We start from the raw sequence: 25,190 nt of genomic DNA, 5'->3' as shown, positions 1-25,190 counted from the left end.
CCGCCTCGCCAAGGGTTGGCACTGACAAAACGCCGCACAAGCAGTAGGCTGGGGCGCTCAAACTGCCCCCTGGAGTCGTCCATGCCCTGCGCCATCCGCCCCCTGCTGGCAGCCCTGAGCCTGAGCCTGGTACTGCCGCTCGGCTCACCGTTGCAGGCCGCAGAGGCCAGTACGACGGACGCGGCCGGTGGCGAGCAGGGCGTAGCGGCCGAGCCGCCCGCGACAGACCTGAGCCGCCTGCCACCAGCCGAACGCAGTGCGGCTGCCGCCAGCGCGCTGATCCGCCAGCTACCCGATCAGGAACAGCAGCAGCTGCACGCCGGGGATGAGACCTTCCTGGCCCTGTGGCTACCTGCCAATACCGCCGAGGCTCATGGCGTGGTGGTGCTGGTGGCGGGCGATGGCGAAAGCGCCGATTGGCCCAAAGTAATTGGCCCGCTGCGCCGCAAGCTGCCGGATGCCGGCTGGCACAGCCTGACCCTGAGCCTGCCCGATCCGCAGAACGACCCACCACTAGCCCTCCAGGCCACAAGCGCAGCTATGGCGACCGATGGGCCACCGCTCGACGCCGAGGCTGAAGAGTTGCCGCCAGCCACCGACACTGCGCAACCCGATCCGGATGGCCAGGCTGACCAGCCCAAGGAAGACGCCAGCGAACGTCACGCCCGACGTATCAAGCAGCGCATCGCCGCGGCCCTGGAACTGGCCCGCCAGCAGCAGGCCAAACAGATCGTCCTGCTCGGTCATGGCAGTGGCGGCTACTGGAGCATGCGCTATCTCAGCGAGGAACAACCCGCCGACGTGCGCGGCCTGCTGCTGGTGGACGTCAAGCCGGCAGCCGATGCCAGCCCCGGGCTGGAAGAGCTGCAAGCCAGCCTCAAGCTGGCCACCGGCGACTTCTACTACAAGGATCGGCCACTCGAGCGCAGTGCGGCCACCGAACGCGCCCAGGCCAGCAAACGCCAGAAACATCCGGCCTATACCCAGGTGGCACTCAAGGCCTTGCCGGGCAACCCCGAAGTCGAACAGGAACAGCTGTACCGCCGGCTGCGCGGCTGGCTGACGCTGCAACTGCCGGCAGGTTGAACAGCCTGCTAGCGAAAACCGCGCCGCTGGCGAACCAGCCCGTAGGCCTGGTGCAGTTCACGGGTCTTTTCCGTGGCCTCGCGCAGCCGCTCGGGCGATACCCCGCTGCCGGCAAGCTTGTCCGGGTGGTGGCGACTCAACAGCCTCCGGTAGGCGCGCTTGATCTGCGCCGGCTCGCTATCGGCGCTCACCCCGAGCAGACGTAGTGCCTGCTGATAGCTACCGCCCGTGGCAGCCACCGGCCCCTGCTTCGGCGCATAGGCCGCGCTCAGCACTTGCTGGGTCGCCATCGACACGCCCAGCCACTTGCCCCACAGCAGAATCAACTCGCGCTCGGTCTGGCTGACCCGCCCGTCCACCCAAGCCATGCGCCAACATGCACGCAACAGGGCTTCGGCCTGTACGCGCTGGCGGCGCAAGGGCGCGCGCAGGCCTTCGCGGCCGATCTTGCCGCGCGCGAAGGCCGCGACCGCCCGCTGCTGACCCGCGGCATCCAGGCCCAGGCGCTGCATCTCGGCGCGCGCCTGGAGGATATGCGCCTGCAGCACACGGCCATCGCACTTGGCCAGGCGACCGAGCAGGACAAACAACACCTCCTCGTCCCCCGGATACGGCTTGCCGCCCAGCCGCTCGCGCAACGCCGCCCAACTGTGCAAACGCAAGCGCCGATCCACAACCTGGCCGAGCAGCCCACCGAGCAAGGCGCCGGGAATGCTGGCCAGCGCCGCGCCGCCAACGGCACCCAGCAGCGTCGCCGGCCAGAGCATCTCAGTGCCCCACGGCGAGCAAACGCTCGACTTCGGCCAAGCGCTCATGGGTGCCGACATCGACCCAACGACCGGCGAAGCGCTCGCCGCTCAGCAAGCCTTCGCTCATGGCGCGGCGCAACAGCGGGGCCAGCTTGAAAGGACCCGGCTGGCAGCCGGCAAACAAGGCCGGCGCCAGCACGGCGATACCACTGTAGGTCAGACTCGGTTGCTCGGCGTGCGCCTCGCCGACGCGCTCGGCGCACAAGGCAAAATCACCAGAGCGATGATGCGGCGGATTATCCACCAGCACCAGATGAGCCAACCCCGACAAGGGTCGACGCAACTGGGCAAAGGGGTAGTCGGTGAAGATGTCGCCGTTGATCAGCGCAAAGGGCTGATCACCCAGCAGCGGCAGGGCGCGAAAAATCCCACCACCGGTTTCCAGCGGTTCGCCTTCGGCCGAATAGACGATGCTCAGGCCAAAGGCCGCACCATCGCCGAGGTAATCCTCAATCTGCTGACCGAGCCAGGCGTGGTTGATCACCAACTCGCGGAACCCGGCGGCGGCCAGGGCGCGCACGTGGTACTCGATCAAGGGCACGCCGGCGGCCTGCACCAGCGGCTTGGGCGTATGCAGGGTCAAGGGCCGCAGGCGCTCGCCCTTGCCGGCCGCCAGGATCATCGCCTTCATGCCGGCACCGCGGTGGCCTGGGGCAGGCTGGCGAACAGCTCCGCCAGCTCGGACAGTTCCGGACGGCGCGCCAGCACGGCTTCTATGTAAGTGAAGAAACGCGGGACATCGTCCAGGTACCTGGGTTTGCCATCACGGTGACAAATCCGCGCGAAGATGCCGATCACCTTGAGATGACGCTGCACACCCATCAGGTCGCTGGCACGGAGAAACTCGTCCAGCTCGGCCTGCACCGCAATCCCTGCCGCCTTGGCCTGCTGCCAGTAGCCCTCGAGCCAGTCGCGCACCCGCGCCTCGGGCCAACTGAGAAAGGCATCCTTGAACAGGCAGGTGACGTCATAGGTTACCGGACCGTAGACCGCGTCCTGAAAGTCCAGCACCCCCGGGTTCGGCGTGCTGAGCATCAGGTTGCGAGGCATGTAGTCGCGGTGCACCAGCACCTTGGGCTGGGCCAGAGCACTGTCGATCAGCAGCGCACAGATACGCTGCCAGGCAGCCTGCTGCGCCTCGCTCAGCTCGACGCCCAGGTGACGCTTTACATACCACTCGGGAAAAAGCTGCAGCTCGCGGCGCAGCAAGGCATCGTCATAACTGGGCAGCGGCGCATCCATCGGCAGCCGTTGAAAGGCCAGCAAGGCCTGCACTGCATCGTCGAACAGTTGATCGGCGTTCTGGGCATCGATCACCTCCAGGTAGGTCTGCCGCCCCAGATCGCTGAGCAGGAGAAATCCGCGCTCCAGGTCTTGGGCGAGGATCTGCGGCACATTGACCCCAGCCTCGCCCAGCCGTTCGGCGACCTTGACGAAGGGACGGCAGTCCTCCTGAGGCGGTGGCGCATCCATCAGAATCAGAGTGCGGCCATCGCCCTGCCAACGGAAATATCGGCGGAAACTGGCATCACTGCTGGCGGGCGTCAGCGTGCCGAGCGGCACCTCCCCCCAACCGCGGGCGGCGAACAAGGCTGGCAGTTGCTGGTCGAGCCAACGATTAAGGAGCTGCAGGCGTATATCTTCATCAGGCATTACAAGGGTCTCCGACGGCGCTAGCCGTTGCGCGGGTCATGCTTTATTATCCAGCATCTTTTTCAGCCCATCGAGAGGCGTGCGGCCTCTGGGCCCAATGCCCGCAGGAAGCCCGGAAAACAAGATGGCAGTAAAATACCCTAGGTTCCGCAAAAAATTCCCTCTTCTGGTAACTGGCAGCCTTTTGGCCTTGCAGCCACTGGCCAGTCAATTCGCTGTTGCTGCCGAGCAGTACGACTGCCAGGCATCCGCTACCGGAGGCTGGGCCTGCGCCCCGAAAACCAGTAGCGCCGCCGTGCCGGAGCGACCCGAGCCGAGAGTTGCGACCACGGCCCAGCGCCAGGACAGTTCTGACGCAAGTCGAGCCTCCCGCGCCACCTTGGTCACGGAGAGCGGCGGCAAAGCCCTGGCTACGCGCAGCGCCGACTACAGCCATCTCGACTGGGTGCCCCGCGAGAAGCTGAACGAAGCGCAACTGGCGGAAGTCGGCCCCTACTGCGCGGGCGGCTACGTCGAGCCGAGCAGGCCGGGGATGAACGACCAGACGCCGATGAATGAAGCGCCAATGTTCATTACCGCCAAAGCCTCGCGCTATGAGCAGGAACAACAGGTTGCCACCCTGGCCGGCGATGTCGTGCTGCGCCAGGCCGGCATGCAGGTCGAGGCCGACGAAGCCAGCCTGCGTCAGGCCGAGAACCGCGGCGAACTGATCGGCAACGTGCGCCTGCGCGACCAGGGCATTCTGGTCGTTGGTGATCGTGCCGAACTGCAACTCGACAACGGCGAAGCCAAGGTCGAGAACGCCGAGTATGTACTGCACAAAAGCCATGTACGTGGCAGCGCGCTCTACGCCAAGCGTGAAGAAACCGCGGTTATTCGCCTGAAAGACGGCACCTATACCACCTGTGAACCGGGCAGCAACACCTGGCACCTGAAGGGCAACAACGTCACCCTGAACCCGGCCACCGGCTTCGGTACTGCGACCAACGTGACCCTGCGGGTGAAGGATTTCCCGGTTTTCTACACCCCCTACATCTACTTCCCGATCGACGACCGCCGTCAATCCGGCTTCCTGCCGCCGAGCATCAGCAGCTCCAGCGATAACGGCATGACGCTGCAGACGCCCTACTACTTCAACCTGGCGCCGAACTACGACGCCACGCTCTATCCGACCTACATGAGTGACCGCGGTCTGCTCATCGAAGGCGAAGGTCGCTACCTGACCAAGAGCAGCGAAGGCCAGTTTGGCGCGGCTTACCTCGACGACAGCAACGACGACCGCAAACTGCAGTCGGACTACGAAGATCAGCGCTGGCTCTATAGCTGGCAGCACAAGGGCGGCCTCAACTCGCGCCTGCTGGCCGAAGTCGACTACACCGACATCAGCGATCCCTATTACTTCCAGGATCTGGACACCGATCTCGGCATTGACTCCACCACCTACGTCAACCAGCGCGGCACCCTGACCTATCGTGGCGGCAGCTATACCGCGCGCCTCAATGCGCACGCCTATGAACTGGCCAATATCACCGATATCACGCCGTACAACCGCCTGCCGCAGATCACCCTCGATGGTGCCCTGCCGTTCCAGCCGGGTGGCCTGAATATCAGCTACGGCAGTGAACTGGTGCGTTTCGACCGCGACCTGCGCAGCGGCAGCTTCATCAACGAAGAGGGTGTCGCCGAACAACCTTGGTATGACAGCAATCTACGCGGCCTGGCCCGCGCCAATGGCACGCGCCTGCACCTGGAGCCGGCCGTCAGCCTGCCGCTGACCTGGAGCTGGGGTTTCCTGACGCCGAAGATCAAGTACCTGCAGACCAATTACGACCTGAGCCTCGATCAGCAGGGCAAGTCCAGCCTGCTCGCCGAACAGGAGTTCAACAGCAGCCAGGAGCGCGGCGTGCCCATCGCCAGCGTCGACAGCGGCCTGTACTTCGACCGCGACACAACCTTGTTCGGCAAGTCCTATCGCCAGACCCTGGAACCACGGCTGTTCTACCTCTATGTCCCCGAGGAAGACCAGACCGATATCCCGGTCTTCGACACCGGCGAGAGCAACTTCAGTTATTCGTCGCTGTTCCGCGAAAACCGTTTCTCCGGCAAGGACCGTATCGGCGACGAGAACAAGCTGTCGCTGGGCCTGACCAACCGCTGGATCGAGCCAAACGGTTTCGAGCGTCAGCGCTTCAGCATCGGCCAGGCCTTCTACTTCGAAGACCGCCAGGTGCAGATGCCGGGCATCGACTACCGCACTCGCACGGACGCACAGACCTCGCAATCGCCCTATGCCCTGGAGTACCTGTATCGCTTCAACCGCGACTGGCGCTTCTCGTCGGACTTCAACTGGGACCCGGACACCCGCAGCACCCGTTCGGGCAGCGCGATGTTCCACTACCAGCCGGAAGACAACCCGAACAAGGTGGTCAATGCCGGGTACCGCTACCGCAACGACACCGTGCGCTATGACCAAGCCAGTGGTAACTGGGTGGTTGGCGGTGGCGACTATGGCACTCCAGGCAGCGCCAACTTCATCAAGGACTACTACAAAGTCAGCCAGCATGATTTCTCGGTGATCTGGCCAATCGTCCCGCAATGGAGCGTGATCTCCCGCTGGCAGTACGATTACAGCCGTGATCGCACCCTCGAAGCCTTCGGCGGGTTTGAATATGACAGCTGCTGCTGGAAGCTGCGCCTGATCAATCGCTACTGGATCGACTATGACGAAGTCAGCTTGAGTCCGTCGCAGAATGATCAGCCAGACCGTGGCATTTTCCTGCAAATCGTCCTCAAAGGCTTGGGTGGCGTGACAGGCAACAAGGTTGAGACTTTCCTCGATCAAGGCATTCAAGGTTATCGTGAACGTGAAGATCAAGCTTTCTGATTGCGTGCGCCCGCTGCTGCTGGGCGCACTGTTACTGGGTGCCGCGGCGCAAGCCGAGGTACAACCCCTCAACCGTGTTGTGGCCATTGTCGACAATGACGTGATCATGCAGAGCCAGCTCGACGCGCGGGTGCGCGAAGTGCAGCAAACCATCGCTAAACGCGGTGCAGAACTACCGCCCGAGGGCGTCCTCAGTCAGCAAGTGCTCGAGCGTCTGATCATCGAGAACATCCAGCTGCAGATAGGCGACCGCTCCGGCATTCGCATCACCGATGAGGAACTCAACCAGGCACTGGCCAGCATTGCCCAACGCAACAGCATGAGCCTGGAGCAGTTCCGCGCCGCGCTTGAGCGGGACGGCTTGTCCTATGACGACGCCCGCGACCAGGTACGCCGCGAAATGATCATCAGCCGCGTGCGTCAACGCCGCGTGGCCGAGCGCATCCAGGTCACCGATCAGGAAGTGCAGAACTTCCTCGCGTCCGACCTCGGCAAAATGCAGCTCTCGGAAGAGTTCCGCCTGGCCAACATCCTCATCCCGCTGTCCGACGGGGCATCCCCGCAAGCCATTCAGGCAGCTGAGCGCCAGGTACGGGAACTGCACCAGCAGCTTCGCGATGGCGCCGACTTCGCCCAGATGGCAGTGGCCCACTCGGCCAGCGAGACCGCTCTTGAAGGCGGCGATATGGGCTGGCGCAAGGCGGCGCAACTGCCACCGCCATTTGACGCCATGATTGGCGCGATGTCGGTCGGCGATGTCACCGAGCCCATGCGCACCCCTGGCGGCTTCATCATGCTCAAGCTGCTGGAAAAACGTGGCGGCGCCACCCAGCTGCGCGATGAAGTCAATGTTCGGCACATCCTGATCAAGCCCAGCGAGATTCGCAGCGAAGCCGAAACCAAACGCCTGGTCGAACGCCTGCATGAGCGCCTCCTGGCCGGCGAAGACTTCAGTGAGTTGGCGAAGAGCTTCTCGGAAGACCCGGGCTCGGCGCTCAACGGTGGCAGCCTCGATTGGATCGACCCCAGCGTGCTGGTGCCGGAGTTCCGCGAGGTGATGAACAACACCGCCAGCGGCGAACTGTCCAAGCCGTTCAAGAGCCCATACGGCTGGCATGTGCTGCAGGTAGTGGGTCGCCGCGCCACCGATGGCAGCGCGCAGTTCCGCGAGCAACAGGCCTTGACCGTGCTGCGCAACCGCAAGTACGACGAAGAACTGCAAGCCTGGCTGCGGCAGATCCGCGACGAGGCCTACGTCGAAATCAAGCTGTAAGACATAGCGGATCAGATCAAAGCCCGGCGCCTGCCCCTCGCAGCACCGGGCTTTTTCCGTTCTGCAGCGAGCACGGCGTAACATAGCGCTGATTGTCCACCTCGATGCCCAGCCAACCGGCACAACCGAGAACCTGCCCATGACTGCAAAGCACCTCTTCGCACTGACCCCTGGCGAGCCGGCAGGCATCGGCCCCGACCTGTGCCTGTTGCTCGCTCGCCAGGCGCAACCCCATGCATTGATCGCCATCGCCAGCCGCGAACTGCTCGCCGAGCGCGCCCACTGCCTTAACCTCGACATTCAGCTGATAGAGGCCGGCCCCGGCAACTGGCCGAGCGCCCCCGCGCCAGCTGGTAGCCTGTTTGTCTGGGACACGGCGCTGTCGGCACCCGTAGTGCCCGGCCAATTGAATCCGGCCAATGCCGCTTATGTATTGGCAACCCTGACCCGCGCCGGCCAGGGCTGCGTCGACGGACATTTCGTCGGCATGATCACCGCGCCGGTGCACAAGGGCGTGATCAACCAGGCCGGCATCCCCTTCTCCGGGCACACCGAATTTCTCGCCGAACTGACCCACACCGAGCAGGTGGTGATGATGCTCGCCACCCACGGCCTGCGCGTGGCCCTGGTGACCACCCACCTGCCGCTCAAGGATGTCGCCGCGGCCATCACCGCCGAACGCCTGATCCGGGTCACCCGCATCCTCGACCATGACCTGCGCACTAAATTCGCCATCGCCCGGCCGCGCATTCTGGTCTGCGGCCTCAACCCGCATGCCGGCGAAGGCGGCCACCTTGGGCGCGAGGAGATCGAGGTGATCGAACCGACCCTCGAACGCCTGCGCGGCGAAGGCATCGACCTGATTGGCCCGCTGCCGGCCGATACCCTGTTCACGCCCAAGCACCTCGACCACTGCGACGCCGTGTTGGCGATGTACCACGACCAGGGTCTGCCGGTACTCAAATTCAAGGGATTCGGCGCCGCAGTCAATATCACCCTGGGCCTGCCGATCATCCGCACCTCGGTCGACCACGGCACGGCGCTGGACCTGGCCGGCAGCGGCAGGATCGATAGCGGTAGCCTGCAGGTCGCCCTGGAAACCGCCTACCAGATGGCAGCCAGCCAGGACTGACCGGGCCAATCAGGGTGCCGAGTGCGCCCGCAACTGGTAAGCTGCGCCCCTTTGCCTTGCTGCTTTGGGCGCTTGCATGACGCTTGCAGCTTGAGGCTTGGAGCTGCTCCATGTCCGAACACCCCCAACACCGCGCGCGCAAGCGCTTCGGCCAGAACTTCCTGCACGACGCCGGGGTCATCCACCGCATCCTGCGCGCCATCCATGCCCGTGAAGGCGAGCGCATGCTGGAAATCGGCCCGGGCCAGGGCGCCCTCACCGAAGGCCTGCTCGACAGCGGCGCACAACTCGACGTGATCGAACTGGATCGCGACCTGATCCCGATCCTCAATCACAAGTTTGCCGCCGAACCGCGCTTCCAGCTGCATCAGGGCGACGCCCTGAAGTTCGATTTCAGCAGCCTAAACCCTGCCCCGCATAGCCTGCGCGTGGTCGGCAACCTGCCGTACAACATCTCCACCCCGCTGATCTTCCACTTGCTGAACAACGCCGCACTGATCCGCGACATGCACTTCATGCTGCAGAAGGAAGTGGTCGAGCGCCTGGCTGCAGGCCCGGGCGGCAAGGACTGGGGCCGGCTGTCGATCATGGTGCAGTACCACTGCCGGGTGGAGCACCTGTTCAATGTCGGCCCCGGCGCATTCAATCCGCCGCCCAAGGTCGACTCGGCGATCGTCCGCCTGGTGCCGCATGAAGTGCTGCCCCACCCGGCCAAGGACCACCGCCTGCTCGAGAACGTCGTGCGCGAGGCCTTCAACCAGCGTCGCAAGACCCTGCGCAACACGCTCAAGGCCCTGTTGACCGCAGAGGAAATTGAAGCGGCTGGCGTCGATGGCAGCCTGCGCCCCGAACAGCTGGATCTGGCGGCCTTTGTACGCCTGGCCGATCGGCTGGCCGAACAACCCAACGCTGTTTGAGCCAGTTAAACTGGCTCATCGCAACGACTGCGAAGGATGCTCGAGACGAGCTTACGAGGTGTGAATGAGCCTTTCGAGACACTATGTCCCGGCCCATTCGCAACGCCGCAATTTCCAGAGCAGCAGTTATCAAGCAGGTTTTGTACATGTCAGATCCCCGTTACCAGGTCGACGTCAGCGTCACCACCCGCTATCTGCCGGAACAGTCACAGCCGGAGCAGAATCGCTTCGCTTTCGCCTACAACGTGACCATCGTCAACCACGGGCAGTTGCCGGCCAAACTGTTGTCACGCCACTGGCTCATCACCGATGGCGACGGCCATGTGCAGGAGGTGCGTGGCGCTGGCGTGGTCGGCCAACAACCGCTGATCGCGGCCGGAGAGAGCCACACATACAGCAGCGGCACCGTCATGACCAGCCGCGTCGGCACCATGCAGGGCAGTTACCAGATGCTCGCCGAAGACGGCAAGCAGTTCGATGCCCTTATCGCACCGTTCCGCCTGGCGGTACCAGGCTCGCTGCACTGATGGCGACGTATGCCGTCGGCGACCTGCAAGGCTGCCTGAAACCCCTGCAATGCCTGCTGCAGCGGGTCGCATTCGACCCCGCCATAGATCGCCTGTGGCTGGTCGGCGACCTGGTCAACCGCGGCCCGGAATCGCTCGCCACCTTGCGCTTCCTCTATCAGATGCGCGAGGCGCTGACCTGCGTACTGGGCAACCATGACCTGCACCTGCTGGCTGTCGCGTGCAATATCGAACGACTGAAGAAGAGCGACACCCTGCAGGAGATTCTCGACGCAGCGGATCGCGCCGACCTGCTCGACTGGTTGCGCCGCCAGAAGCTGATGCATTATGACGCCGAGCGCGACATCGTCCTGGTGCATGCCGGCATCCCGCCGCAATGGTCAGTTCAGAAAGCCCTCAGGCGCGCGGCCGAGGTTGAGGAAGCCCTGCTCGACGACGCCCGCTTTCCGCTGTTCCTCGATGGCATGTATGGCAACGAGCCCGCCAAGTGGGACAAGGATCTGCACGGCGTGACCCGCCTGCGGGTGATCACCAACTACTTCACGCGCATGCGCTTCTGCACGGCAGATGGCACCCTGGACCTGAAAAGCAAGGAAGGCGCCGGCAGCGCGCCGCCCGGTTATGCGCCCTGGTTCAGCCACAAACAGCGCAAGACCCGCGGGCAGAAGATCATCTTCGGCCACTGGGCGGCACTGGAAGGTCGCTGCGAGGAACCCGGTCTGTTCGCCCTGGACACCGGATGCGTGTGGGGTGGCGCCTTAACCCTATTGAATGTCGATAGCGGTGAACGTCACCGCTGTAACTGCAGTGAGGTGCATCCATGAGCGAGTTCACACGTATCCCCCCGTCCGAAGCCCAGCTGCTGCGTCAACAGGGCGCCGCAGTGGTCGACATCCGCGACCCGCAAAGCTTTGCCGCCGGCCATATCAAAGGCGCGCAGCACCTGGACAATCACTCGCTGCACGATTTCATCGCCAGGGCCGATCTCGACTTGCCGCTGATCGTCACCTGCTACCACGGCAACTCCAGCCAGAGTGCCGCCGCCTACCTGGTCGGCCAAGGCTTCAGCGCGGTGTACAGCCTGGATGGCGGCTTCGAACTGTGGCGCGCGACCTTCCCGGAAGAAACCGCGCAAACACCCGACGAATAAAAATTTATTCGCCCCTCAAGGCCACGCCAGCGCTGGACTACCACTCGCCCCTAGCGAGCGGTAATATCCTGTTATCGTTCGTTGCCACTTGATCTTACCGATTCCGAACTATCCTTTAGTTCAGGCCATCAAAATCAAGGTAGAGCCGGCCAGCCGGCATCCGGGCCATCGGTAAGACCATTAGGTGTTCTGGGGGACTATCCTCGGCTGATCCATCAGCCGATCGCCAGCACCCGCACGACCGATGCCACGGCGGCTTTAAGCATCGAGCGAGGTGAAGTTATGAGCATTTTCAGCCACTTCCAACAACGTTTCGAGGCGACCCGGCAGGAGGAGTACTCCCTGCAGGAATACCTCGAACTGTGCAAACAGGATCGCAGTGCCTACGCCACTGCAGCAGAGCGTCTGCTGCTGGCGATTGGCGAGCCTGAGTTGATCGATACTTCAAGCAACTCTAGGCTGTCGCGGATCTTCTCCAACAAGGTGATCCGTCGCTATCCGACCTTCGCCGACTTCCACGGCATGGAGGAGTGCATCGACCAGATCGTCTCCTACTTCCGCCACGCCGCCCAAGGCCTGGAAGAGAAGAAGCAGATCCTCTACCTGCTGGGTCCGGTTGGCGGCGGCAAGTCGTCGCTGGCGGAAAAACTCAAGCACCTGATGGAAAAAGTGCCCTTCTATGCCATCAAGGGTTCCCCCGTGTTCGAGTCGCCGCTCGGCCTGTTCAACGTCGATGAGGACGGCGCCATCCTCGAAGAGGAATACGGCATTCCGCAACGCTACCTGAGCAGCATCATGTCGCCCTGGGCGACCAAGCGCCTGACCGAGTTCGGCGGCGACATCAGCCAGTTCCGCGTGGTCAAGCTGTTCCCCTCGATCCTCAACCAGATCGCCATCGCCAAAACTGAACCGGGCGACGAGAACAATCAGGATATCTCCTCCCTGGTTGGCAAGGTGGATATCCGCAAACTGGAAGAGTTTCCGCAGAACGACGCCGATGCCTACAGCTACTCCGGTGCCCTGTGTCGGGCCAACCAGGGCCTGATGGAATTCGTCGAGATGTTCAAGGCGCCGATCAAGGTTCTGCACCCCTTGCTCACCGCCACCCAGGAAGGCAACTACAACAGCACCGAGGGCCTCGGCGCGATCCCCTACAGCGGCATCCTGCTGGCCCACTCCAACGAGTCGGAATGGCACAACTTCCGCAACAACAAGAACAACGAGGCGTTCATCGACCGCATCTACATCGTCAAGGTGCCCTACTGCCTGCGTGTTACCGACGAAATCAAGATCTACGACAAGTTGCTGTTCAACAGCTCCCTGGCAAAAGCCCACTGCGCACCGGACACCCTGAAGATGCTCGCCCAGTTCTCGGTACTGAGCCGCCTGAAAGAACCGGAGAACTCGAACATCTACTCGAAGATGCGCGTCTATGACGGCGAGAACCTCAAGGACACCGACCCCAAGGCCAAGTCGATCCAGGAATACCGCGACACTGCCGGGGTCGACGAGGGCATGAATGGTCTGTCGACCCGCTTTGCCTTCAAGATCCTGTCCAAGGTGTTCAACTTCGACCCGCACGAGGTGGCAGCCAACCCGGTGCACTTGCTCTATGTGCTGGAGCAGCAGATCGAACAGGAGCAGTTCCCCGCCGAAACCCGCGAGCGCTACCTGCGCTTTATCAAGGAGTATCTGGCGCCGCGCTATATCGAGTTCATCGGCAAGGAAATCCAGACCGCCTACCTCGAGTCCTACAGCGAATACGGGCAGAACATCTTCGACCGTTATGTGCTGTACGCCGACTTCTGGATTCAGGATCAGGAATACCGTGACCCGGAAACCGGCGAGATCCTCAACCGCGTCGCGCTCAACGAGGAGCTGGAGAAAATCGAGAAACCGGCAGGCATCAGCAATCCGAAGGACTTCCGCAACGAGATCGTCAACTTCGTGCTGCGCGCCCGCGCCAACAACAACGGCAAGAACCCGACCTGGCTCAGCTACGAGAAGCTGCGCGTAGTGATCGAGAAGAAAATGTTCTCCAATACCGAAGACCTGTTGCCGGTCATCAGTTTCAACGCCAAAGCGAGCAAGGAGGATCAACAGAAACACAACGATTTCGTCACTCGCATGGTCGAGCGCGGCTACACCGACAAGCAGGTTCGCCTGCTGTCCGAGTGGTATCTGCGGGTTCGTAAATCGCAGTAAGGCAGCCATAAGCAGCACGCTTCGAGCTGCAAACCAACGCGACCCCGGGCGGGGTCGCATTTGCAGATTGTGGCGTGTCGCTTGCAGCTCCTCGGAGGGGCCCTATGAGCCATGTGATCGACCGACGTCTGAACGGCAAGAACAAGAGCACGGTTAACCGCCAGCGGTTCTTGCGGCGTTACCGTGACCACATCAAGAAAGCCGTCGAAGAGGCGGTGAGCCGTCGTTCCATTACCGACATGGAGCATGGCGAACAAATCAGCATTCCTGGTCGCGATATCGACGAGCCAGTGTTTCACCACGGCCGCGGCGGCAAGCAGACCGCCGTCCATCCGGGTAACAAGGAATTCATCGCGGGCGAACGCATCCCCCGTCCGCCAGGTGGAGGGGGCGGTCGCGGGGCGGGCAAGGCCAGCAACACTGGCGAAGGCATGGATGAGTTTGTTTTCCAGATCACCCAGGAAGAATTTCTCGACTTCATGTTCGAGGATCTTGAACTGCCCAACCTGGTGAAGCGCCACCTGACCGGTGCCGATACCTTCAAGACCGTGCGCGCCGGTATCAGCAACGAGGGCAATCCGTCACGGATCAACATCGTGCGCACCCTGCGCTCAGCCCACGCCCGGCGCATCGCCCTGTCTGGCAGCAGCCGCACCAAGCTGAAAGAGGCGCAACTCGAACTGGAGCGGCTGAAGCGCGAAGAGCCGGACAACTTCGGCGATATTCAGGCGCTTGAGCTTGAAGTCGGCAAGCTCCAGGCCCGGATAAAGCGCGTGCCCTTCCTCGACACCTTCGACCTCAAGTACAACCTGCTGGTCAAGCAACCCAACCCCAGCTCGAAAGCGGTGATGTTCTGCCTGATGGACGTGTCCGGCTCGATGACCCAGGCCACCAAGGACATCGCCAAACGCTTTTTCATCCTGCTGTACCTGTTTCTCAAGCGTAACTACGACAAGATCGACGTGGTGTTCATCCGCCACCACACCAGCGCCAAGGAGGTGGACGAGGAGGAGTTCTTCTACTCCCGCGAAACCGGCGGCACCATCGTCTCCAGCGCGCTCAAGCTGATGCAGGAGATCATGGCCGAGCGCTACCCCACCAACGAGTGGAATATCTATGGCGCCCAGGCGTCGGATGGCGACAACTGGAATGACGATTCGCCGATTTGCCGGGATATATTGATGAAGCAGATCATGCCGTTCGTGCAATATTTCACCTACGTCGAGATCACCCCGCGCGAGCACCAGGCGCTGTGGTTCGAGTACGAGCAGGTCAGCGAGGCCTTTGACGAAACCTTCGCCCAGCAGCAACTGGTCTCGGCAGGCGATATTTACCCCGTGTTCCGCGAACTGTTCCAGCGGAGGCTTGCAACATGACAGCGCAAGACAGCAGCGTACCCGTGAAGAAACGCCAGCCGATCTCCACCGGATCGGAGTGGACCTTCGAGTTGATTGGCGCCTACGACCGCGAAATCGGCCGGCTCGCCGAACGCTATGCGCTGGACACCTACCCTATCCAGATCGAGGTGATCACCGCCGAACAGATGATGGACGCCTACGCCTCGGTGGGCATGCCGCTGGGTTATCACCACTGGTCCTATGGCAAACACTTCCTCAGTACCGAGAAGAATTACAAACGCGGACAGATGGGCCTGGCCTACGAGATCGTGATCAACTCCGACCCCTGCATCGCCTACCTGATGGAAGAGAACACCATGTGCATGCAGGCACTGGTGATTGCCCACGCCTGCTACGGCCACAACAGCTTCTTCAAGGGCAACTACCTGTTCCGCAGCTGGACCGACGCCAGCTCGATCGTCGACTACCTAGTCTTCGCCAAGCAGTACATCATGAAGTGCGAGGAGCGCCACGGCATCGATGCAGTGGAAGACCTGCTCGATTCCTGTCATGCCCTGATGAATTACGGGGTCGACCGCTACAAACGCCCCTACCCGATTTCCGCCCAAGAGGAGCAGCGCCGGCAAAAGGAGCGCGAAGAGCATCTGCAGAAACAGATCAACGACCTCTGGCGCACCATCCCCAAGGGCGCCGGCAAGCGCGGCGAGGAAGACAACAAGCGCTTCCCCTCGGAGCCCCAGGAAAACATCCTGTACTTCCTGGAGAAACATGCGCCCCTGCTCGAACCCTGGCAGCGTGAGGTGATCCGCATCGTGCGTAAGATCGCCCAGTACTTCTACCCGCAGCGCCAGACCCAGGTGATGAACGAGGGCTGGGCCTGTTTCTGGCACTACACCCTGATGAACGACCTGTATGACGAGGGCCTGGTCACCGACGGCTTCATGATGGAGTTTCTCCAGTCGCACACCAGCGTGATCTATCAGCCACCCTTCGACAGCCCCTACTACAGCGGCATCAACCCCTACACCCTTGGCTTCGCCATGTACCGCGACATCCGCCGGATCTGCGAAGAGCCCACCGAAGAAGACAAGCACTGGTTCCCCGATATCGCCGGCAGCGACTGGCTGACAACCCTCAAGTTCGCCATGAGCAGCTTCAAGGACGAGAGCTTTATCCTGCAATACCTGTCGCCCAAGGTAATTCGCGACCTCAAGCTGTTCAGCATTCTCGACGACGATCAGAAGGATGAATTGCTGGTCCCGGCCATCCACGACGAGCCGGGCTACCAAAGCATCCGCGAAACCCTGGCCGCCCAGTACAACCTGGGTAATCGCGAGCCCAACATCCAAATCTGGAGCATCGACCGCCGCGGCGACCGCTCACTGACCCTGCGCCACCAGCAGCACGACCGCAAACCCCTGGGCAACTCCACCGATGAAGTGCTCAAGCACCTGCATCGCCTGTGGGGTTTCGACATTCACCTGGAAACCCTGCAGGGCGACAAACTGATCGACACCCAGCATGTGCCGCCCAAGAGCGACAGCGATCAGGACAGTGACTACCCCCGGCTCGACCTGATCATCCCGCCGATTTGACCGGCAACTTCCTGGCCGCCTGTACGCCACAGCCGTTATCCTCTGCACTCAGCGGAGGAACAGACATGCAGATCTACAAAGTCGGCGGCGCAGTGCGAGATCGCCTGCTCGGCCGCGAAGTCACCGAGGTCGACTGGGTGGTGGTCGGTGCCAGTGCCGAACAGATGCTGGAGCAGGGCTATCGCCCGGTGGGTGCAGACTTCCCGGTGTTCCTGCACCCGCAAACCGGCGAGGAGTACGCCCTGGCGCGCACCGAGCGCAAGAATGGCCGTGGCTATGGCGGCTTCACCTTCCATGCCAGCCCGGACGTCACCCTCGAAGAAGACCTGATCCGCCGCGACCTCACCGTCAACGCCATGGCCGAGGACGCACAAGGCCACTTGATTGACCCCTATGGCGGCCAACGCGACCTCGCAGCCAAGCTGCTGCGGCATGTCTCCCCGGCCTTTGCCGAAGACCCGCTGCGGGTGCTGAGGGTCGCTCGCTTCGCCGCGCGCTATGCCCCCCTGGGCTTTCGCGTGGCCCCCGAGACCCTGGCGCTGATGCAGCAACTGAGCGACTCCGGTGAACTTTCGGCGCTGACAGCCGAACGCAGCTGGAAGGAAATCTCCCGCGCCCTGCTCGAACCGCGCCCCGATGTGTTTATCCAGGTATTGCGTGACTGCGGCGCCCTCGGGGCGCTGCTACCGGAAGTCGACGCACTGTTCGGCGTGCCACAGCCACCCGCCCATCACCCGGAAATCGATACCGGCGCGCATGTACTCAGCGTCTTGCGTCAGTGCGCCGAATACCAGCAGCCGCTAACGGTGCGCTGGGCCTGCCTGCTGCATGATGTGGGCAAAGGGCTGACGCCGATGGCCGACTGGCCCCGGCATATCGCCCACGAGCAACGCGGGCTGAAGCTGATTCGCGCGATCAACGCACGCAGCAAGGCGCCGAAAGACTGTCAGGAACTGGCCCTGCTGGTCGGCGAATATCACACTCACGGCCATCGCGCCCTCGAGCTGAAAGCCTCGACCCTGCTGGAGCTGCTACAGCACTTCGATGTGTTTCGCCGCCCGCAGCGCTTCGAGGCGTTCATCGCGGCCTGCGAAATGGATGCGCGAGGGCGGGACGGACTGGAACATCGCGACTACCCGCAAGCCGACTACCTGCGCGGCGCCATGCAGGCGGCTCGCGCCGTGGCGGTCAAGCCGTTGCTGGAGCAGGGCTTGCAAGGCCCCGAGCTGGGCGAGGCGCTGCGTCTTGAGCGCCTCAAGGCGCTCAAGACCTACAAGGCACAACCATAGGCTGACTGGGGCCTAGGCTGCGCACTGCGCAGCCTAGGCGTGCGCAGGGAACGTCTGGCGCAGCTCGGCCGGCGTCAACTCGGCCCCGCGCCACTGGAATGCCACCGGATGAAGCTGCTGCTCGATCTGCGTCGTCTGCCACAAGGCAGCAAAACTGCGCTGCTCAGCCGGATGCAGCTCATCCGGCAGCAATAGCGCCAACGGCCAGAGCACAAAGGCGTTTTTCAGGATTTCTGCGCGCGGCAGCACCAGCCCGTCGAAATTGCCGACCTGATCGCCATACAGCAGCACATCGATATCCAGCGGCAAACCCTTGCGCTCGGGCGCATAACGACCGTTGTCAGCCTCGATGAATTTCAGCCGACGATCCAGCTCACCCAACGGCAGTTCGCTGTAGCCCGCCACCACCAGGTTGAAGAAGGGCCCACTCTTGATGCCCACCGCCTGGCTTTCGAACACCGGCGAGCAGCGCATGTCGCGCAGCATCGCGGCCAGCGCCTCGAGCCCGGCCTGCAAATGCGCCTCACGCTCGATATTGCTGCCCAGACCAAGCACTACTGGAGTTAGCGACATCCGCGCTCGATCTCCACGCCAACACCGCCAATTGCGGCCGGTACTGCACCGGGCTTGGTCAACCTGAGGCGCAGCCAGGGAATCTGGAACTCGCTCATCAACACCTCCGCCAGCCGCTCGGCAAAGGTTTCCACCAGGATGAACTGCGCTTCGCTGGAGAAGGCCTGGACTCGCGCGGACACAGCCGCGTAATCGAGCGCCTTGCTCAGGTCATCACCAGCCGCTGCCGGACGGTTGTCCCAACCCAGGCACAGGTCCAAGCGCAAGCACTGGCGAATGGTACGTTCCCAGTCGTAGGCACCGATGACCGTATCGACTTCCAGGCCTTCAATAAAAACTGTGTCCAAGCACTCTCTCCACAACACGCCAAAACCGCCCCATATCGAGGCTGAACGACTAGCAACTTCTGTGCACGACTATACGGCGTTGAAATCAGGTTTAAATGCTCATTTGCGACTCGCACACCACGCTTTTGCCTTGCTGGGCGAACCGCCGAGGCCATTGTGGTACTGCGCTCGCTACCTTTTTCAACTGCCTGCTAGAATCCAGCCATTCCTTCACCATGGAATGGCTACCATGTTTTGGCTACTGGCGATCCTCGCCTACCTGCTCGGCTCGCTGTCCTTCGCCATTCTACTCAGCCGCAAGGCGGGTGGGCCGGACCCACGCGCCATGGGCTCCGGCAATCCCGGTGCCACCAATATGCTGCGGGTCGCCGGCAAACGCCTAGCCTCCCTGACCCTGCTCGGCGACCTGCTCAAAGGCTTGCTCCCGGTCCTGGCCGGCGCCCTGCTTGGCTTGACCCTGCAACAGCAAGCCTGGCTGGGCCTCGCCGCCGTCATTGGCCATCTTTACCCACTGTACTTTCGCTTCCGCGGTGGCAAGGGCGTCGCCACTGCCGCCGGCATGCTGCTGGGGCTTTACCCGCCGGCTGCACTGCTGGCCATCTGCGCCTGGCTACTGAGTTTCAACCTGACCCGCACCAGCTCATTGGCCGCACTGATCGCCACCCCGCTGAGCCTGCCATTGCTGGCCTGGCAACAACCCGAAGGATTGCTGCCGATGTGCGCAGTGACCGGCCTGATCGTCTGGCGACACCGTAGCAATCTACGCGACCTGTTCGACGGCCGAGAACGGCATTTCTAACTCGCCGCCGCAGGACCAGCGCAGACCGACTGGAGCTTGCGGCTATAGCGCCGGCAACGCCTCCATCGGCCAACGCGCCTGCACCTTGATGTTCAGCTCCTCATGCTGCCCGGCCATGAGGCGCTGGCAACCGGCATAGGCGATCATCGCACCGTTGTCGGTGCAGAACGCCGGACGGGCATAGAACACCTGCCCCTTGAACTCGGTCAGCATTTTCTCCAACCCCAGACGCAGTGCCTTGTTCGCGCTAACCCCGCCAGCGATCACCAGAGAGCTGAGACCGGTCTGCTTGAGCGCCCGACGGCACTTGATGGTCAGGGTATCGACCACCGCCTGCTGGAACGCCAGGGCGACGTCACAGCGGGTCTGCTCGCCGTCATCATCGGCAACACGGCACTGCTGCCAGGTATTCAGGGTAAAGGTCTTCAAGCCGCTGAAACTGAAATCCAGCCCCGGCCGATCGGTCATCGGCCGCGGAAAAGTGAAGCGCCCCGGAGTGCCCTGCTCGGCCAGTCGCGCGATTTCCGGCCCACCCGGATATTGCAGGCCCATCAGCTTGGCAGTCTTGTCGAAGGCTTCGCCGGCGGCATCGTCGAGTGACTCGCCGAGCAGTTGGTAGCGACCGATGCCATCGACCCTCACCAGCTGGGTATGACCACCGGAGACCAACAAAGCGACGAACGGATAAGCCGGCGGATTTTCCTCCAGCATTGGCGCCAGCAAGTGGCCTTCCATATGGTGCACACCCAGCGCTGGAACACCCCAGGCGAAGGCCAGGGCCTGGGCGCAGGAGGCGCCAACCAGCAGCGCACCGACCAGGCCAGGCCCCGCGGTATAGGCGACGGCCTCGATATCTTCCGGCGTACATTTTGCGTCGGCCAATACCTCGCGAATCAGCGGCAGCATGCGTTTGACGTGATCGCGCGAAGCCAACTCAGGCACCACGCCACCGTAGATACGGTGCTGCTCGATCTGACTGAACAAGGCATCGGCCAGCAAACCACGCTCACTGTGATAGAGTGCGACGCCTGTCTCATCGCATGAAGTTTCCAATCCCAGTACCAGCATGGGCAACGCCTTGATATGAAGAGGCTAAACGCCAGAAGACGCGCATGATAATCGGCGCTGGCAGACTCAGACCAGCCCTTTTCGATCAGAAGCTTTGCATTCCTGCCGATGAGACGGTAACATCCGCAACCCTTAAAAACGTACGTTCTCCAGCGCCATTTGCCAGGAGTACGACACCCCCCGGTAATAAAGAAGGTACGCCCTGGATGCCAGCCGTCAAAGTTAAAGAGAACGAACCCTTCGACGTAGCTCTGCGTCGTTTTAAGCGCTCCTGCGAAAAAGCCGGTGTTTTGGCCGAAGTTCGCAGCCGTGAATTTTATGAAAAGCCGACTTCCGAGCGTAAGCGCAAAGCAGCAGCCGCTGTTAAGCGTCATGCCAAGAAAGTACAGCGCGAACAGCGCCGTAGCGTCCGCCTGTACTAATACGTACAAGCGTAACGCCTGAACGCCTGGCCTCGGCCAGGCTTCGCTTTTGGACTCCGCATCACCCACGGGTGGCGCGGGGTCTTTTAGTTTCCGTAACATTTGTCCCGCCGCCTCGCACGGCAGTATCCTGAGCGCCTATGGCCGGCCTGATTCCACAGTCATTTATCGACGACCTGCTCAACCGCACCGATATTGTCGACGTGGTCGCCTCGCGCATCCAGCTGAAAAAGGCCGGCAAGAACTACACCGCCTGCTGCCCCTTCCACAAAGAAAAAACCCCCTCATTCAGCGTCAGCCCGGATAAACAGTTTTATTACTGCTTCGGCTGCGGCGCGGGCGGCAACGCCCTGGGCTTTATCATGGACCACGACCAACTGGACTTCCCCCAGGCGGTCGAGGACCTGGCCAAACGCGCCGGCATGGACGTGCCGCGCGAAGAAAACGGACGCGACAGCAAACCGCGTCAACCCACCGACTCACCGCTATACCCACTGCTGACAGCTGCCGCCGAGTATTACCGCCAGGCCCTGAAGAGTCATCCACAGCGCAAGGCCGCCGTGGAGTACCTCAAGGGCCGCGGCCTGTCCGGTGAGATCGCCCGCGACTTCGGCCTCGGCTTCGCCCCGCCCGGCTGGGACAATCTGCACAAGCACCTGGCCAGCGACAGCCTGCAGCAGAAGGCCATGATCGACGCCGGCCTGCTGGTGGAAAACGCCGACAACCCGGAAAAAATCAAGCGCTACGACCGCTTCCGTGACCGCGTGATCTTCCCCATCCGCGACAGCCGCGGCCGGGTGATCGCCTTCGGCGGCCGGGTACTCGGCGACGACAAACCCAAGTACCTGAACTCCCCGGAAACCCCGGTATTCCACAAGGGCCAGGAACTCTACGGCCTTTTCGAGGCACGCAAAAGCAACCGCGACCTCGACGAAATCATGGTGGTCGAAGGCTACATGGACGTCATCGCCCTGGCCCAGCAAGGCCTGCGCAACGCCGTCGCCACCCTCGGCACCGCCACCAGCGAAGAACACCTCAAGCGCCTGTTTCGCATAGTGCCCAGCGTGTTGTTCTGCTTCGACGGCGACCAGGCCGGACGCAACGCCGCCTGGCGCGCCCTGGAGGCGACCCTGCCAAGCCTGCAAGATGGCCGGCGCGCACGCTTCCTGTTTCTGCCCGACGGCGAAGACCCGGACACCCTGGTGCGCAGCGAAGGCACCGACGCCTTCCGCGCCCGGATCAACCAACAGGCGCAACCGCTGGCCGACTACTTCTTCCAGCAACTCAGCGAAGAGGCCGACCCGCGCTCGCTCGAAGGCAAAGCCCATCTGGTGACTCTGGCCGCGCCACTGATCGACAAAATTCCCGGCAACAACCTGCGCACCCTGATGCGCCAGCGCCTGACCGAAATCACCGGACTGAGCGGCGAAGCCCTGAGCCAGATGGCCCCGACCGCGAAAAGCAGCGCCCAACCGCACACCAGCCATTCGTCGCCCGGCGACTACCACCCGGATCATGGCGAAATCCCCGATAGCGCCTACTATGATGTCGCGCCCAGCCACAACGAATACGAAAACCCCGAACCAACGGCGGGCTTCGAACGCAGCAAGGGCAAGAGCAACTGGAAGAAAGAAGGCGGGAAGTGGAGTAAAAAGGGTCGCGACGACTTCACGCCGCGCGCACCCCGCACCGCCGTCAGCGTCGAATCGCCGCACCTGAGCGCTTTACGCACGCTACTGCATCACCCTGAATTGGCACAGAACGTCGAAGATGTCAGCCATTTCGCCGCCGAAGACGACACCTACGCACAGCTGCTGGTCGCCCTGCTCGGCGCCCTGCAAAAGAACCCGAAACTGCGCACACTGCAACTGATCGCGCGCTGGCACGGTACCGATCAGGGCCGCCTATTGCGGGCCCTGGCGGAAAAGGAGTGGCTAATTTCGGCCGACAACCTTGAACAACAGTTTTTCGACACTATAAATAGGCTAATAGCCCGCCAACGCGAGCGTAGCCTGGAACATTTGATCAACAAAGCCCGTCAAAGTGAGTTAAGTGCAGAGGAAAAAAACCAGCTGCGCAACCTGCTGAGCCGTAATGCATCACCGGTAATCCCGAGCCCAACTGGCGCATAGGGGTCTTATTCGGGTATAATCCGCGGCTTGTTTTTAGCCCGCCAAGACCTTCAGTGGATAGGGTGTTATGTCCGGAAAAGCGCAACAACAGTCCCGTATCAAAGAGTTGATCACCCTGGGTCGTGAGCAGAAGTATCTGACTTACGCAGAGGTCAACGACCACCTGCCGGAAGATATTTCAGATCCGGAGCAGGTGGAAGACATCATTCGCATGATCAACGACATGGGGATCCCCGTACACGAGAGTGCTCCGGATGCGGACGCCCTTATGTTGGCCGACGCCGATACCGACGAGGCAGCCGCTGAAGAAGCCGCTGCCGCGCTGGCAGCGGTGGAGACCGACATTGGCCGTACCACTGACCCGGTGCGCATGTACATGCGTGAAATGGGCACCGTGGAACTGCTGACACGCGAAGGCGAAATCGAAATCGCCAAGCGTATCGAAGAAGGTATCCGAGAAGTCATGGGTGCTATTGCCCACTTCCCGAACACCGTCGACAGCATCCTCGCCGAATACACCCGCGTTTCCACCGAAGGTGGCCGCCTGGTCGAAGTCTTCAACGGCTATATCGACCCGGATGACGGCACTATTCCTGTTGCAGCCCCTGCCGCGCCGGTACCGGTCAAAGACGGCACTGCCGACGATGCCGGTGACGACAAGGAAGAGGAAGAGGACGACACCGAAGAGGAAGAAGAAGGCGACGGCGGCCCGGATCCGGAAGAAGCCCTGCGCCGCTTCACAGCCATCTCCGAGCAACTGGAGATCGCCAAGAAGACGCTGAAGAAGCATGGTCGCGGCAGCAAGCAAGGCATTGCCGAGCTGAAAGCCCTGGCCGAGCTGTTTTCGCCGATCAAGCTGGTGCCCAAGCAGTATGAAGCGCTGGTGGTTCGTGTGCGTGGTGCCCTGGAGCGCCTGCGCGCTCAAGAACGCGCCATCATGCAGCTCTGCGTACGTGATGCCCGCATGCCCCGCGCCGACTTTCTGCGCCTGTTCCCAGGCAACGAAATTGACCCAACCTGGTCCGAGCAACTGGCCAAGGGCAAAGCAAAATACGCCGAGGCCATCGGCGGCCTGCAGGCCGACATCCAGCGTTGCCAACAGAAGCTGGTTGCCCTGCAAACCGAGTGCGACCTGACTCTGGCAGAGATCAAGGACATCAACCGTCGCATGTCGATCGGCGAAGCCAAGGCTCGTCGCGCGAAGAAAGAGATGGTTGAGGCGAACCTGCGTCTGGTGATCTCGATTGCCAAGAAGTACACCAACCGCGGCCTGCAATTCCTCGATCTGATCCAGGAAGGCAACATCGGCTTGATGAAAGCGGTGGACAAGTTCGAATACCGTCGCGGCTACAAGTTCTCGACTTATGCCACCTGGTGGATCCGTCAGGCGATCACTCGCTCGATTGCCGACCAGGCCCGCACCATCCGTATTCCGGTGCACATGATCGAGACGATCAACAAGCTCAACCGTATCTCGCGGCAAATGCTGCAGGAGATGGGTCGCGAACCGACCCCGGAAGAGCTGGGTGAACGCATGGAAATGCCTGAGGACAAAATCCGCAAGGTATTGAAGATCGCCAAAGAGCCGATCTCCATGGAAACCCCGATCGGCGATGACGAAGATTCGCATCTGGGTGACTTCATCGAGGATTCCGGAACACAGTCGCCGATCGACGTGGCGACCGTGGAAAGCCTCAAGGAAGCCACCCGCGACGTACTCTCCGGCCTCACCGCTCGTGAAGCCAAGGTACTGCGCATGCGCTTCGGCATCGACATGAATACCGACCACACCCTCGAGGAGGTTGGTAAGCAGTTCGATGTAACGCGCGAGCGGATTCGTCAGATCGAGGCCAAGGCGCTACGCAAGTTGCGCCACCCGACGCGAAGCGAGCATCTACGCTCCTTCCTCGACGAGTAATACAAAACCCCCGGCCCAAACCGGGGGTTTTGCTATCTGCTGGCCTTGTGCCC

The 25,190-nt window shown here is 62.1% G+C and carries 22 protein-coding genes; 16 read left to right on the top strand and 6 right to left on the bottom strand.

Annotated elements, in window-relative coordinates; translation table 11 throughout:
* The first annotated feature begins 81 nt into the window (after positions 1-81).
* Positions 82-1,086, top strand: coding sequence for an alpha/beta hydrolase family protein (locus LJY18_RS19820; RefSeq protein WP_238043739.1), 1,005 nt, complete (start codon positions 82-84; stop codon positions 1,084-1,086).
* Positions 1,087-1,094: 8 nt separating this feature from the next.
* Here the strand turns inward: LJY18_RS19820 and LJY18_RS19815 are convergent, their stop codons facing one another.
* Genes LJY18_RS19815 through LJY18_RS19805 form a run of 3 tightly spaced genes read right to left on the bottom strand, consistent with a single transcriptional unit; the run spans position 1,095 to position 3,548 of the window.
* Positions 1,095-1,853, bottom strand: a complete 759-nt coding sequence (locus LJY18_RS19815; protein ID WP_238043738.1) for a DnaJ domain-containing protein — start codon at positions 1,851-1,853, stop codon at positions 1,095-1,097.
* A 1-nt stretch (position 1,854) separates the two neighbouring features.
* Positions 1,855-2,526 carry an N-acetylmuramate alpha-1-phosphate uridylyltransferase MurU gene (murU, locus tag LJY18_RS19810; RefSeq protein WP_238043737.1) on the bottom strand — a complete coding sequence of 224 codons (672 nt, stop codon included), beginning with the start codon at positions 2,524-2,526 and terminating at the stop codon, positions 1,855-1,857.
* Entirely contained in the window at positions 2,523-3,548 is a 1,026-nt protein-coding gene (locus LJY18_RS19805; RefSeq protein ID WP_238043736.1) for an aminoglycoside phosphotransferase family protein, read from the bottom strand. The genes murU and LJY18_RS19805 overlap by 4 nt, the downstream gene beginning before the upstream one ends.
* Positions 3,549-3,672: 124 nt before the next feature.
* On the opposite strand from LJY18_RS19805, the gene LJY18_RS19800 reads away from it, so the two are divergent.
* The 11 genes from LJY18_RS19800 (at position 3,673) to LJY18_RS19750 (ending at position 17,878) form a co-directional block, all read left to right on the top strand.
* The gene (locus LJY18_RS19800) at positions 3,673-6,432 is read left to right on the top strand and encodes an LPS-assembly protein LptD (RefSeq protein WP_238043735.1); all 2,760 of its coding nucleotides are present in this window, start codon (positions 3,673-3,675) and stop codon (positions 6,430-6,432) included.
* Positions 6,413-7,705, top strand: coding sequence for a peptidylprolyl isomerase (locus LJY18_RS19795; protein ID WP_238043734.1), 1,293 nt, complete (start codon positions 6,413-6,415; stop codon positions 7,703-7,705). The genes LJY18_RS19800 and LJY18_RS19795 overlap by 20 nt, the downstream gene beginning before the upstream one ends.
* 139 nt (positions 7,706-7,844) lie before the next feature.
* Complete coding sequence (gene pdxA / locus LJY18_RS19790; RefSeq protein WP_238043733.1) at positions 7,845-8,837, top strand: 4-hydroxythreonine-4-phosphate dehydrogenase PdxA; 993 nt, start codon at positions 7,845-7,847, stop codon at positions 8,835-8,837.
* 110 nt (positions 8,838-8,947) lie between these two features.
* A complete protein-coding gene (gene rsmA / locus LJY18_RS19785) occupies positions 8,948-9,754 on the top strand; it encodes a 16S rRNA (adenine(1518)-N(6)/adenine(1519)-N(6))-dimethyltransferase RsmA (RefSeq protein WP_238043732.1) in 807 nt (268 codons plus the stop codon).
* Between the two features lie 146 nt (positions 9,755-9,900).
* Entirely contained in the window at positions 9,901-10,281 is a 381-nt protein-coding gene (apaG, locus tag LJY18_RS19780; protein ID WP_238043730.1) for a Co2+/Mg2+ efflux protein ApaG, read from the top strand.
* Positions 10,281-11,105: a symmetrical bis(5'-nucleosyl)-tetraphosphatase gene (locus LJY18_RS19775; protein ID WP_238043728.1), complete on the top strand. Its 825-nt coding sequence runs from the start codon at positions 10,281-10,283 to the stop codon at positions 11,103-11,105. The genes apaG and LJY18_RS19775 overlap by 1 nt, the downstream gene beginning before the upstream one ends.
* Positions 11,102-11,431 (top strand): thiosulfate sulfurtransferase GlpE, encoded by a 330-nt coding sequence (gene glpE, locus LJY18_RS19770; protein WP_238043726.1) that lies wholly within the window; start codon positions 11,102-11,104, stop codon positions 11,429-11,431. The genes LJY18_RS19775 and glpE overlap by 4 nt, the downstream gene beginning before the upstream one ends.
* 282 nt (positions 11,432-11,713) lie before the next feature.
* The gene (locus LJY18_RS19765; RefSeq protein ID WP_238043724.1) at positions 11,714-13,636 is read left to right on the top strand and encodes a PrkA family serine protein kinase; all 1,923 of its coding nucleotides are present in this window, start codon (positions 11,714-11,716) and stop codon (positions 13,634-13,636) included.
* Between the two features lie 104 nt (positions 13,637-13,740).
* Positions 13,741-15,012: a YeaH/YhbH family protein gene (locus tag LJY18_RS19760; protein ID WP_238043721.1), complete on the top strand. Its 1,272-nt coding sequence runs from the start codon at positions 13,741-13,743 to the stop codon at positions 15,010-15,012.
* Between the two features lie 23 nt (positions 15,013-15,035).
* Positions 15,036-16,589, top strand: coding sequence for a SpoVR family protein (locus LJY18_RS19755; RefSeq protein ID WP_238043786.1), 1,554 nt, complete (start codon positions 15,036-15,038; stop codon positions 16,587-16,589).
* A gap of 65 nt (positions 16,590-16,654) precedes the next feature.
* Entirely contained in the window at positions 16,655-17,878 is a 1,224-nt protein-coding gene (locus LJY18_RS19750; protein ID WP_238043719.1) for a multifunctional CCA addition/repair protein, read from the top strand.
* A 33-nt stretch (positions 17,879-17,911) separates the two neighbouring features.
* Here LJY18_RS19750 and folK read toward each other — a convergent pair whose 3' ends face one another.
* Both folK and folB read right to left on the bottom strand, forming a co-directional pair.
* Positions 17,912-18,451, bottom strand: a complete 540-nt coding sequence (gene folK / locus LJY18_RS19745) for a 2-amino-4-hydroxy-6-hydroxymethyldihydropteridine diphosphokinase (protein WP_238043717.1) — start codon at positions 18,449-18,451, stop codon at positions 17,912-17,914.
* Positions 18,442-18,798: a dihydroneopterin aldolase gene (gene folB, locus LJY18_RS19740; RefSeq protein ID WP_238043715.1), complete on the bottom strand. Its 357-nt coding sequence runs from the start codon at positions 18,796-18,798 to the stop codon at positions 18,442-18,444. Before folB ends, folK begins: the two co-directional genes overlap by 10 nt.
* Positions 18,799-19,027: 229 nt before the next feature.
* Between folB and plsY the strand changes: the two genes are divergently transcribed.
* Positions 19,028-19,597 carry a glycerol-3-phosphate 1-O-acyltransferase PlsY gene (plsY, locus tag LJY18_RS19735; protein WP_238043713.1) on the top strand — a complete coding sequence of 190 codons (570 nt, stop codon included), beginning with the start codon at positions 19,028-19,030 and terminating at the stop codon, positions 19,595-19,597.
* Positions 19,598-19,639: 42 nt separating this feature from the next.
* On the opposite strand, the gene tsaD is transcribed toward plsY, so the two are convergent.
* On the bottom strand, positions 19,640-20,665 hold the full coding sequence (gene tsaD / locus LJY18_RS19730) for a tRNA (adenosine(37)-N6)-threonylcarbamoyltransferase complex transferase subunit TsaD (protein WP_238043711.1): 1,026 nt from the start codon (positions 20,663-20,665) through the stop codon (positions 19,640-19,642).
* A gap of 206 nt (positions 20,666-20,871) precedes the next feature.
* On the opposite strand from tsaD, the gene rpsU reads away from it, so the two are divergent.
* From rpsU to rpoD, 3 genes are all read left to right on the top strand, one after another.
* Positions 20,872-21,087: a 30S ribosomal protein S21 gene (rpsU, locus tag LJY18_RS19725; protein ID WP_003296736.1), complete on the top strand. Its 216-nt coding sequence runs from the start codon at positions 20,872-20,874 to the stop codon at positions 21,085-21,087.
* Positions 21,088-21,227: 140 nt separating this feature from the next.
* Entirely contained in the window at positions 21,228-23,219 is a 1,992-nt protein-coding gene (dnaG, locus tag LJY18_RS19720) for a DNA primase (protein WP_238043709.1), read from the top strand.
* Positions 23,220-23,286: 67 nt separating this feature from the next.
* The gene (gene rpoD / locus LJY18_RS19715; RefSeq protein ID WP_238043708.1) at positions 23,287-25,137 is read left to right on the top strand and encodes an RNA polymerase sigma factor RpoD; all 1,851 of its coding nucleotides are present in this window, start codon (positions 23,287-23,289) and stop codon (positions 25,135-25,137) included.
* Positions 25,138-25,190: the final 53 nt, after the last annotated feature.

The organism is Pseudomonas sp. MMS21 TM103 (assembly GCF_022132145.1).
In the GTDB taxonomy this organism is placed as follows: Bacteria; Pseudomonadota; Gammaproteobacteria; order Pseudomonadales; family Pseudomonadaceae; genus Aquipseudomonas.
This window is presented reverse-complemented; position numbering and strand designations above follow the sequence as displayed.